We start from the raw sequence: 10,638 nt of genomic DNA, 5'->3' as shown, positions 1-10,638 counted from the left end.
CGCCGCCGGCGGGCGAAGGCGCCGGGCGGGCGGATCCGGCCGGAGCTGCTGCGCGTCCTCGACCTGGTTGCCGACGCACCCGCGCTGATCATGGACCACCGTCTGGACGTACTCGCCGGGAACCGCCTCGCCGGGCTCCTCTTCGGCCGGCCGCTGCCGGGCCTGAACACCGCACGGCACATCTTCCTTGAGGAAGCCGAGCGCGGCCTCTACGCGGACTGGGAGCAATGCACCCTCGACGTGGTCGGGCACCTGCGCCTGGCCGCCGGAAAATACCCCGAGGACCCCCGACTGGCCTCGCTCATCGGCGAGTTGGCGATGGGCAGCGAGCGCTTCCGCCGCCTCTGGGCCCGTGCGGACGTCCGCGCCCGCACCCATGGACGCAAGGCTTACCGGCACCCGCTGGTCGGACTGCTGGAACTGCACCAGGAGAACTTCGCGCTGCCGGACGGATCAAGCATGGAGCTGCTGGTGCTGTCCGCGGCTCCCGGCAGCCCCGCCGAGGACGGGCTGCGCCTGCTCGGAAGCCTGGGCGCGGACAGCGATGGGGCGCATCCCATCCGATCGGAATCAACGGATTCAACCAGAATCAACGGCGACTGACACCTAAATGCGGCTGATACCTAAATAAGGAGGTTCGGTAAGGAAAAAGCATTCAGCACAGCTGGGTCACAGACCGGGTCAGGAGAGCAGGAAATCCGCCTCGCCCGCTTTCGCCCCCTCGATGAAGGCCGTCATCTCGTCGGTGGTGTAGATAAGTGCCGGCCCGTCCGGGTCGGTGGACTGGCGGACGGCGATCCGGCCGTCGGCGAGCTTCATCGCCTCCAGGCAGTTGCCGCCGTTGCCGCCGCTCCACGGCTTGTGCCAGCCTTCGCTTCCCAAGTCCCGCGCGGGCATACCGTTGTAGACGCTCATACGCGGCCTGATGCGATCCATTCACAGCTCCTTGCGGAGATCCTTGAGGATCTCCTTCGTGCGATGTGCCGTAGCGGCCTGCGCCGCCATGCGGTCCATAACCTCAAGGTGGGTCGCCACCTCTTCGCGCGCGTCCAGATAGACGGCGCCGGTCAGGTACTCGCTGTAGACCATGTCCGGCAGTTCCGGCATGGCAAATCGGAACAGCACGAAGGGCCCGTACGTGCCCGGGTGCGGCCCCGAGGAGAACGGGGCGACCTGCAGGGTCACGTTGGGCAGCTTCGTGGCGTCGAGCAGTTTGTCGATCTGGGCACGCATCACCTCCGGGCCGCCGACCGGGCGGCGCAGGGCGGTCTCGTCCATGACGGCCCAGAAGCGGGGCGCGTCGGGACGCGTCAGCAGGTCCTGGCGCTGCATGCGCAGCGCGACATGGCGCTCGATCTCGTCGGGTTCGGTCTGGCCGATGGCGCCCGACAGCAGTACCCCGCGCGCGTACTCCTCGGTCTGCAGCAGCCCGGGCACGAAGTGCGGTTCGTACGACCGGATGAGCGCGGCGGCACCCTCCAGGCTGACGTGCATCGAGAACCAGCCGGGCAGGATGTCGTGGAAGCGCTGCCACCAGCCGGGTCTGTTGGCCTCCTCGGCCAGGTGGACGAAGGCCTCGGCCTCCTCGTCGGAGACGCCGTAGGACTTCAGGAGGAGCTGGAGGTACGGGATCTTGAGGGAGACCTCGGCCATCTCCATACGGCGGACCGTGGCGGGCGCGACGCGCAGGATCCTGGCGGCCTCCTCGCGCTTGAGCCCGGCGCGTTCCCGCAGGTCCAGCAGGCGCCGGCCGAGGACGACCTGGCCGACCGTCGGTGCGGACCGCGGCTCGCTCACGCTCCACCTCCCCCCATGAGTCCCGTGCGTCCTGACAGTCCTGAGTCCTGTGCGTCCTGACAGCCCTGCGGCGCCATTCGAAGACTCATTCGAAGATCGGGACAGACCTCCGGAGATTCCAACTGGCGCCGCGCGACGTTCTGTTGCGAGCAGTGTGCCACGACCGTGCAGAGCGTCATACGGCACTCTGCATTTTTCATAGTGATACTTGCCAAGTGTTCACGGCGGGGCGATAGTGGCAAGCGTGATTCCGTCCGCGCCCTTAGGAACAGACGCCGCCGCAGGCCGCCTCGGTCTCGGTGCCGTCACGGGAGCCGCCCCAGGTGGGGCCGCTGCCGAGCGCCGGTTCCGGTTCGAGCTGGCCGCACATCCGGGTTCCCCGGCCCAGGCGAGACGCCTGACACGGGCCCGGCTGTCCGGCTGGTCCGTGTGCGAGGACACCTGCGACACGGCGGTTCTGGTCGTCTCCGAGCTGGTCACCAACGCCATCGTGCATACCGCGAGCAGCCACATAGTCTGCGAGCTGCACGACGGCGACGACCTGGTGCGGATAGCCGTCCGTGACGAGGGCTGTGCTCCCGGCGAGCCTCATCCGTCCCCGCAGCGGCCCGATGAGGAGCACGGGAGGGGACTGCTTCTCATCGACGGGCTCTGCCGGGCCTGGGGCGCCCAGGAACACGGTCCCGGCCTGCTGGTCTGGGCCGACCTGCCCCGGCAGGCGGACCCGGCGCACGGCCACCACCCGGCCCCCGGCCACGACAGCTCCGTACCGCGCAACGACCTGGGGTGGGGCGCACGACCCAAACCGGTGCCGTCGGGCGGTTCGGGCGACGAGGACGAGGTGACAGGACACTTCGGGGCCTTCGAGGATCTGGGCGTATTTCCGGGACGGGGGCATGGGGATGCCTCCCGCGGGCATGGGGGTGCCGGCGACTTCGGAGGCCTGGATCTCGGCGGCTTCGGGGGCCGGGAGCACGGAAACGGGGTCAGGTCCGGCAACGGGACCGGCCCCGGACACCGGAGCCGGGAGGCCGCCGGACACTTCGGGGAGCCGGGCCAGGAGGACACAGGAACCTCCAGAGGCCGGGGCCACCTGGACGCCGGCGACCTCCCGGACTCCGCGGACACGGCGGGTACCGGGGATTCCAGCGGGTTCGGGGACTTCGGGTCGGGGGTCGAATGGGTCTGAGCGGCGCTTCCGGTCCCGGCCAGGTAATCAGTCTCGACACGCTGGTCCGTCTGGGGCGCGCGCTGCACGGACCGGGCACGCCCCGGCGACTGCCCGTCCCCGAGGGCATGACGGCTCCGCTCGGCTGCGACGCGGTGGCGGTGCCCGCGCGTTTCGGACCGCTGGTCCTGCCCCGCCTGCCGCGCGTCGGCTGTGTCTACGCCGACGAGACGCACTGGTGGTGGATCGTGCCGTCCGACTCCGACTACGCGCTGGACTGGCCTTCGCCGGCGCGGTACACGGCCGGGGCGCTGGTGCCGGACGCGCCGCGCGCGCCCGGGCTCATTCATCGGCCTGACGGGAAGCTGCCGTATACGCCGCCGATTCCGTTGTATCTGGCCGTGTGCCGGGTTACGGGGGCTACGCCTTCCTGGTCTCGGCCCATTAGCGCGTAGTGCTCCGCGTAGTGCTCCGCGTAGTGCTCCGCGTAGTGCTCCGCGTAGTGGGCTGTTTTTTGTCTGCGGGCCGGTGGGGGCTGGTCGCGCAGTTCCCCGCGCCCCTTACGGGGCGTACGCCCGCGCGTCTCCATCCCCTTCTTCTCGCGCTCTCCCCCACACCGCCCCACCCCGCGATAGTGGCCGTTCGTCCGCTAGCGGGGGAGGTCGACGGTGGGAAGCAAGGGTGACTCGGGGCAGGCGGGGCCGTCCGTGTCGGAGCAGCTGCTCTTCGGTGGGCCCTTGCGGTACGACATGGGGTGGAACCAGCACACGGACGCGTTCCTGGAGCTGAGCTTCCGGGCCATGGTGACGCGGTTGCCGGCGATGCTGGGGTCGAGTTTCCGGCTGGCCTGGCAGGCCGATCCACGGGCCGCGCGGATCGTGCTGGCCGCCGAGGCGGGCCGGGGTGCCACCCAGGCGGTGAGTCTGCTCGCGGTCAACAGCGTGCTGGGGCGGCTGATCACCGGCGGCGCGATCGCGGACCGGCTGCACGGCGCGGTGCCGGCGCTGGTCACGATGGCCGCCGTACTGCTGGTGGGCGCGCTGCTGCGGGCCGCGTCGACGTATGCGACCGGCCGTCTTGAGCCGAAGGTGGAGCGGGTCGCCACCGAGCTGTATCTGGAGCGGGCGGCGGCCGTGGAGCTGGCCGCGATCGAGGACCACGCGTTCCACAAGCTGCTGGACACCGCGCAGTACGGTGCCTCCTCGGCCCGCCGCATGATCTCGCTGGCGACGCGGGTGATGAACGCGGTGATCTCGCTGATCGCGGCGGCGGGTGTGCTGACCGTGCTGCATCCCGCGCTGCTTCCGCTGCTGGTGACGATGACGCTGCCGAGCGCGTGGGGCGCTCTGACGAACGCGCGCCGCCGCTACGAGTCGTTCCACATCTGGGTGCAGCACGCCCGCGCCGGCCATCTCATCAGCGGTCTGCTCACCGAACCGGAGGCGGCTCCGGAGATCCGGGTCCACGGGGTCGGTCCGTTCCTGCTGCGCCATTTCCACGCGATGTCGGAGAGCGCGGAGGCGGAGCAGGCCCGGCTGGCCAGGCTCGCGGCCCGCACCGGTCTGATCGCGGCGACCTGGACGGGCCTCGCGACGGCGGCGACGTACGCGACGCTGGGCGGGCTGCTGCTGTCCGGTGCGATGGCGCTGTCGGTGGCGGGAACGGCGGTGATCGCGATCCGCACCGGTTCCGCGAGCCTCGACACGCTCGTGCTGGCGGTGAACCAGCTGCACGAGGAGGCCCTGTTCGTGGGCGATCTGGAGAAGCTGTACGAGGAGGCGGCGGAGCGGGCGATTCCGGTCGGCGGGGCGGCGTTGCCCGAGGAGCCGCGGGAGATCCGCTTCGAGAACGTCACGTTCAGCTACCCGGGCGAGTCCACCCACCCCGCGCTCGACGACGTCACGCTGAGGCTGCCGCTCGGCCGGATCATCGCGCTGGTCGGGGAGAACGGCTCCGGCAAGACGACCCTGGTCAAGCTGCTGGCCGGGCTGTACCGGCCGGACCGGGGCCGGATCCTGTGGGACGGCGTCGACGCGGCGACGGCTGACCGGCACCAACTGGCCGACCGGATCGCGATGGTGGCGCAGAACTTCAAGCGGTGGCCGTTCACGGCCCGTGTCAACGTGGCCATCGGGCGGTCCGCCGCGCCGCTCACCGAGGAGCGGGTGGCCGGCGCGCTCGCCGAGGCCGGCGCCGAGGAGGTGGTCGCGGATCTGCCGCGCGGCCTGGACACGCTGCTGGCCCGCAACTTCAGCGGCGGGCACGAGCTGTCGGGCGGCCAGTGGCAGCGGCTCGGTATCGCCCGGGCCGCCTACCGCAAAGGCCGCATCCTGATCGTGGACGAGCCGACCGCGGCCCTCGACGCCCGCGCCGAGCTGGAGGTCTTCGAGAAGATCCGCGCGCTGGCCGGCACCGGTCAGACGGTCGTCCTGATCACCCACCGGCTGGCGTCCGTTCGCCACGCTGATCTGGTGCATGTCCTCGACCAGGGGCGGCTGGTGGAGTCCGGGACGCCCGACGAACTCCTGCTGCGCGGCGGTGTCTACGCGGAGCTGTACGCGCTCCAGGCTGACCAGTTCACGGTGAAGTTGCCCGCCCCGAAGGCGGGCTGACGGGTCAGGCGGCCACGTCCACGACGTCGGCACTCCGCACGATGACCAGGAACATGTCGGTCGCGATGTCCATGACGACCTCGGCGGGCAGCCCTTCCAGACGGCGTGCCTGCGCGAACTCCTCCGCCGGCCACGAACCACGCGGCCCGCCGGCGGGGAAACGCTGAAGCACCATTCGCCCGTTCACCCTGTACCTCCCTGTCGTGCTGAACTCGGAGAGCTTCGTGAAGCCTCGTAGAGTTAAACGCCGACAGTACGGTGAACGGCTCGCGAAGTGACGGTACTGAGACATAGTCGACACCCGGCCACACATCTTCGGCACAGGTTCCCGTATCAGTCCTAGTACTCGTCTCAGTCCTCGTACTCGTCGTGATACAGAACGCGTGCGCTGCCGGCGGGCGCCCCCAGCATCGACGCGCGCCCCTTGGGCTCCTCCCACTCCTCCTGCCGCCCCAGCGCGGTCAGGTCCAGGAAGGAGGTGGTCGAACCGAGCCCGTCGAGCCCGCGCTCGTAGGCCGAGTAGGTGTGGAACACCCGGTCGCGGTCCCGCAGGAAGCAGCTGACACCGGGCCGCTCGACGGGCTCCCCGTCCCCGACGAGCGTCACGTCGAAGTCCCAGTTGAAGTCCCCGGCGAAGGACGAGTACCAGGGCACCGTCCAGCCCATCCGCGCCTTGAACGGCAGGATCTTGGTGTACGGCGCCCTCGACACGGCGGCGAACGTGGTGCCGCGCGCCTTCAGATGGGCGAGGTGTCCGATCTGGTCGAGGAAGGCCGAGCAGCTGCGGCAGCCGGCCTCCCACTCGGGCGCGAACATGAAGTGGTAGACGACGAGTTGGCCGCGCCCCTCGAAGAGGTCGAGCAGGGTGGCCTTCCCGTCGCCGCCCTCGAAGAGGTACTCCTTGCCGATCTCCACCATGGGCAGCCCGCGCCGCTCGGCGTTGAGGGCGTCCCGCGCGCGTGTGGCCGCCTTCTCCTTGCCGAGCAGTTCCTCGCGCGCCGCGCGCCACTGCTCACGCGAGACGATCTCCGGAAGCGACATGGGCCCTCCTGTGACAACGGTCCGTTGAGGGGTGGACCGGAGCGGAAACCGGAACTCATCGCTGCCCCGAAGAAAACTTCAGCCAGAATTGGCGGAAGTCCTCGCGTACGACACCGGGAGCGCGAGCAGCCCCCGCGCGCGCAGCGAGGGCCGCCACCGCACCTCGCCCTCCCCCAACTCCAGCCGGGGGAACCGCTCCAGCAGAGCGGCGAGCGCGATCTCGGTCTCGGCACGGGCGAGCGGCGCGCCCAGGCAGTAGTGGATGCCGTGGCCCAGCGCGAGGTGCCCGGTGGTGTCGCGGGCGAGGTCGAGCCGGTCCGGGTCGGGGAAGCGGTCCGGGTCGCGGTTCGCGGCGGACGGCGACACCCAGACCGTCTCGCCCGCCGGGACGGTGACCCCGCCGATGGTGACGTCCTCGACCGGGAAGCGCCGGATGGCGAGCCGCGCGGGCCCTTCGTAGCGCAGGAACTCCTCGACGGCGGCCGGGAGTTGGGTGGGGTCCTTGCGGAGGGCGGCCAGCTGCTCGGGGTTCTGCAGCAGGGCGAGCACCGCGTTGCCGATGAGCTGGACGGTGTTCTCGTAGCCCGCGAAGAGGATGAGGAAGGCCAGCGACATCAGCTCGTCCTCGCTGAGCCGGTCGCCCTCGTCGCGTACGGCGATCAGGTCGGAGAGCAGGTCGTCGCCGGGCTCCTCCCTTTTCTCGGCGAGGAGTTGGGTGAAGAAGCCGAGCATCGCGACAACCGCGTGCTTGCCGGCCTCGGGCGGTGTCCCGGGGGCGGGCGCGACCAGGGTGTCGGTCCACACCCGGAAGTCCCGGCGGTGCCGGTCGGGCACGCCGAGCAGGTCGCAGATGACGGTGATGGGGAGGGGCGCGGCGTAGGAGGCGATGAGGTCGGTGTCGCCCTCCGTGCCGAGCGCGTCGAGGAGTTGGTCGGCGGTGCGTCGAATGGGCGTACGGAGCTGCTCGGTTCGGCGCGGGGTGAAGGCGCGGCCGACCAGGCGGCGGATACGGGTGTGGTCCGGCGGGTCCATGTTCAGGAGGTTCGCGTCGAGCGCGGGCGGCAGCGCGAAGCCCTTGTAAGTCCCGGCCGTGGCATGCCTCTTGTCCAGCGAGAGCCGCGGGTCGGCGAGCGCCGCCCGGACGTCCTCGTACCGGGTGACGAGCCAGGCGGGGGTGCCGTCGGGGCCGGCGATGCGGTGCACGGGGGCGCTGTCGCGCAGGCGCCGGTACACGTCGTACGGGTGGTCGAGAAGGCCGTCCGCGAGATCCATGGGAACAGCCTAGAGGCGACTGGGGCGCGGCTCAGGTGTCGTATTCCTGAATGCGCCGGCCGTGGCTCCGGTCGACGAGTGCGGGCAGCCGTTCCGCCAACTCCCCTACGACGGCGGGCACATCGAGGGTCAGCAGCTCGCGGTCGCGCATCAGGACGCGGCCGTCGACGATCGTGGTGCGGACGTCGGCGGAGCGGGCGCTGTGCACGAGGGTGGCGGCGAGGTCGTGGACGGGCTGGGTGTGCGGACCGGTGAGATCGACGAGGACGATGTCGGCCCGGCGGCCCGGCGCGATGGACCCGATCGTGTCCCCCAGTCCGACCGCCCGGGCACTCTGCAGGGTGGCGTGGTGCAGCGCCTGACGGGATGTCAGCCACCGTGGGTCGCCCTCGCTGGACTTCTGTACCAACGACGTGAGGGCCATCGACTCCCACACGTCGAGGGAGTTGTTGGAGGCGGCGCCGTCCGTGGCGAGTCCGACCGGGATGCCGATGGCGCGCAGGGCGCGGATCGGAGTGGTGTCGGGCCAGCCGAACTTGAGGTAGCCGCGGGGTGCGGTGGCGACCGCGATTCGGCCGCTCGCGCGCTCCAGGACGGGCAGGTCGCGCTCGGTGATGCCGGTGCCGTGGGCGATGAGCAGGTCGGTGGCCAACAGGCCCGTGCGGTCTAGGACTTCGATGGGAGTGAGGCCGTGGTGGGAGAGGCTGGTGTCGGTCTGGTCGCGGTTCTCGGCGGCGTGGATGTGGACGGGGAGACCGTGTTCCAGGGCGAGTTGGGCGGTGGCGGCGAGGTCGGCGTCGGTCACGGTGTAAGGGGCGTGCGGGGCGAGGGCGGTGGTGATGCGGCCGTCGGCGGTGCCCCGGTGCCGTAGCGCGAACTCCATTGATTTCTCCCGGCCTTGAGGTCCCTGGGAGGAGAAGTAGGCCTCGCCGAGATGGGCGCGGATCCCGCACTCGGCGACCACGGCGGCGACGGTGTCCATCGAGAAGTAGTGGTCGGCGAAGCAGGTGACCCCGGCGCGGATCATCTCGGCGCAGGCGAGCCGCGCCCCCAACTCCACGTCTTTTTCGGTGAGGTTGGACTCGACGGGCCAGACGACGTCGTTGAACCACTCCTCGGTGGGCAGATCCTCGGCGAGCCCGCGCAGCGCGACCATCGGCGCGTGGGTGTGGCAGTTGACCAGCCCCGGCAGGGCGATCTGCCCACGCGCGTCAAGGCGTTCGACGGCGGCCAGACCGGCCGTGTCAGCCGCGCTCGTCACCGACTCGACGAGCCCGTCCCGTACGACGATCGCGGCGTCCCGCTCGAAGCCGACGCGCTCCTCGTCGTCGTGCACGAGGACGGTGCAGCCGGTGATCAGCAGATCTGCGGGAGAGTCACTCACTCTCCCAACGTACGACGCCGTCCTCGCCCCGTGTGAGCCGAACCGCGCATCCCGGCGTTGCGCTGTCGCGAGCCGCCCCGCACCAGCACGCTTGCCTCATAAGACTTCTGGACCAAGGCTTCTGGAAGGAGCCCCGCATGCTCCTCGGCACCTGGAATCTGGAGAACCTGTACCGCCCCGGCGGCCCGTTCGGCCCCAGGGACGAGGCCGCCTACAAGGCGAAGCTCGCCTCGCTGGCCGCCGTGATCACGGAACTGGACCCGATCCTGCTGGGCGTACAGGAGGTGGGGGAACCCGAGGCACTGCAGGATCTGGCCGGGCTGCTGGGCGGCGAGTGGCACATCGCCCTGTCGGCACATCCGGACGTCCGGGGCATCCGGGTCGGCTTCCTCAGCCGTACGGAACCGCGGGTCGTCGCCGACACCAACGCGTTCCCGAACCGGCTGCGCCCGGTGCAGTCCGACGACTCGGGCGCCGAGGAACCGACCACGGGGCGCGGCCTGCTGGCGGTGGAGGTCGCGACGGACACCGGGCCGCTGACGGTGGCGGTCGCCCATCTCAAGTCGAAGCTGCTGACCTACCCGGGCAACCGTTTCTTCCCGCACGACGAGGGCGAACGGGCCCGCTACGGCGCCTACGCCCTCTACCGCAGGGCCGCCGAGGCGGCGACGCTGCGAGCGCTGGCCGACGAACTGCTGGCCGGTGACGGCCGTACCCGGGACGTGGCCGTGCTCGGTGACATGAACGACGAGGTGCAGGCGGCCACCACGCAGATCCTGCTCGGCCCGCCCGGCTCGGAGATCGGCACGCCCGGCTACGACCGGCCGGACCAGGGCGACGCGGTCCGGCTGTGGGACGTGGCGCCGCTGATCCCCGCCGACCAGCGCTACTCCCGGATCAACTCCGGGCGCCGCGAGCTGATCGACCACATCCTGGCCAGCCATCACCTGGTGCACCGGGTGACATTGGCGGGGACGGGACTGCCCGGTACGAAAGCGCCCCAACTGCCCTCCGTGGGCCCGGATCCGGCGGCGCGGCGCGAGGCGCCGGGGTCGGACCACGCACCGGTGTGGGTGCGGGTGGAGTGACTCCTGTCGTGGCCGAACTGCCTAGACGGCGACGGGCAGTTCGATCGGGCGCAGGCCGACCCGTCCCCGCCCCCGCTCGAACTCCTCCAGCAACTCGGTGAGTTGGCCGATGTGCCGGGGCGTGAGCCGTCCCGTGTCGTCGAGGTGGACGGCGCAGGCGGTGGTGGTGTCGACGAGCCGTTCGAGGACGGCGGCGACCTCGTCCGTGCCCTCCGTGTGCCGGGCGAGGGCGGGGAGTTCGGCGGCCGAGACGGCGATGGCGCCTCGGGCCTCGGC

General features: G+C 70.9%; 11 protein-coding genes and 2 pseudogenes. 5 read left to right on the top strand and 8 right to left on the bottom strand.

The window, feature by feature from the left end; genetic code table 11:
* The coding region (locus R6V09_RS35285) for an MmyB family transcriptional regulator (RefSeq protein WP_317885538.1) at window positions 1-603 on the top strand (603 nt) is incomplete at its 5' end.
* Window positions 604-681: 78 nt separating this feature from the next.
* Here R6V09_RS35285 and R6V09_RS35280 read toward each other — a convergent pair.
* Both R6V09_RS35280 and R6V09_RS35275 read right to left on the bottom strand, forming a co-directional pair.
* Complete coding sequence (locus tag R6V09_RS35280; protein ID WP_317885537.1) at window positions 682-936, bottom strand: DUF397 domain-containing protein; 255 nt, start codon at window positions 934-936, stop codon at window positions 682-684.
* Window positions 937-1,797 carry a helix-turn-helix domain-containing protein gene (locus R6V09_RS35275; RefSeq protein WP_317885536.1) on the bottom strand — a complete coding sequence of 287 codons (861 nt, stop codon included), beginning with the start codon at window positions 1,795-1,797 and terminating at the stop codon, window positions 937-939.
* Window positions 1,798-2,032: 235 nt separating this feature from the next.
* Between R6V09_RS35275 and R6V09_RS35270 the strand changes: the two are divergent.
* Both R6V09_RS35270 and R6V09_RS35265 read left to right on the top strand, forming a co-directional pair.
* Window positions 2,033-2,647: pseudogene (locus tag R6V09_RS35270) on the top strand (ATP-binding protein); the annotation flags it as partial.
* Between the two features lie 329 nt (window positions 2,648-2,976).
* Entirely contained in the window at window positions 2,977-3,420 is a 444-nt protein-coding gene (locus tag R6V09_RS35265; RefSeq protein ID WP_317885535.1) for a hypothetical protein, read from the top strand.
* Here R6V09_RS35265 and R6V09_RS35260 read toward each other — a convergent pair.
* Entirely contained in the window at window positions 3,312-3,554 is a 243-nt protein-coding gene (locus R6V09_RS35260; protein ID WP_317885539.1) for a hypothetical protein, read from the bottom strand. The two genes, R6V09_RS35265 and R6V09_RS35260, sit on opposite strands and share 109 nt — an antisense overlap.
* A 79-nt stretch (window positions 3,555-3,633) precedes the next feature.
* Between R6V09_RS35260 and R6V09_RS35255 the strand changes: the two genes are divergently transcribed.
* Complete coding sequence (locus tag R6V09_RS35255) at window positions 3,634-5,577, top strand: ABC transporter ATP-binding protein (RefSeq protein WP_317885534.1); 1,944 nt, start codon at window positions 3,634-3,636, stop codon at window positions 5,575-5,577.
* Between the two features lie 4 nt (window positions 5,578-5,581).
* On the opposite strand, the gene R6V09_RS35250 is transcribed toward R6V09_RS35255, so the two are convergent.
* From R6V09_RS35250 to R6V09_RS35235, 4 genes are all read right to left on the bottom strand, one after another.
* The gene (locus tag R6V09_RS35250) at window positions 5,582-5,764 is read right to left on the bottom strand and encodes a hypothetical protein (RefSeq protein ID WP_317885533.1); all 183 of its coding nucleotides are present in this window, start codon (window positions 5,762-5,764) and stop codon (window positions 5,582-5,584) included.
* Between the two features lie 164 nt (window positions 5,765-5,928).
* Window positions 5,929-6,618 (bottom strand): DUF899 domain-containing protein, encoded by a 690-nt coding sequence (locus R6V09_RS35245; RefSeq protein ID WP_317885532.1) that lies wholly within the window; start codon window positions 6,616-6,618, stop codon window positions 5,929-5,931.
* Window positions 6,619-6,696: 78 nt separating this feature from the next.
* Window positions 6,697-7,890, bottom strand: coding sequence for a cytochrome P450 family protein (locus R6V09_RS35240; RefSeq protein ID WP_317885531.1), 1,194 nt, complete (start codon window positions 7,888-7,890; stop codon window positions 6,697-6,699).
* A 31-nt stretch (window positions 7,891-7,921) separates the two neighbouring features.
* Window positions 7,922-9,274, bottom strand: coding sequence for an amidohydrolase (locus R6V09_RS35235; RefSeq protein ID WP_317885530.1), 1,353 nt, complete (start codon window positions 9,272-9,274; stop codon window positions 7,922-7,924).
* A gap of 137 nt (window positions 9,275-9,411) precedes the next feature.
* Here R6V09_RS35235 and R6V09_RS35230 point away from each other — a divergent pair, with 137 nt between their 5' ends.
* Entirely contained in the window at window positions 9,412-10,362 is a 951-nt protein-coding gene (locus R6V09_RS35230) for an endonuclease/exonuclease/phosphatase family protein (protein WP_317885529.1), read from the top strand.
* Between the two features lie 21 nt (window positions 10,363-10,383).
* Here R6V09_RS35230 and R6V09_RS35225 read toward each other — a convergent pair.
* Window positions 10,384-10,638, bottom strand: a pseudogene (locus tag R6V09_RS35225) (FUSC family protein); the annotation flags it as partial.

The sequence above is a fragment of the Streptomyces sp. W16 genome (assembly GCF_033194735.1).
Classification (GTDB): domain Bacteria; phylum Actinomycetota; class Actinomycetes; order Streptomycetales; family Streptomycetaceae; genus Streptomyces.
Note: the sequence above shows the minus strand (reverse complement) of the source record. Positions and strands in the feature narration are given on the sequence as shown.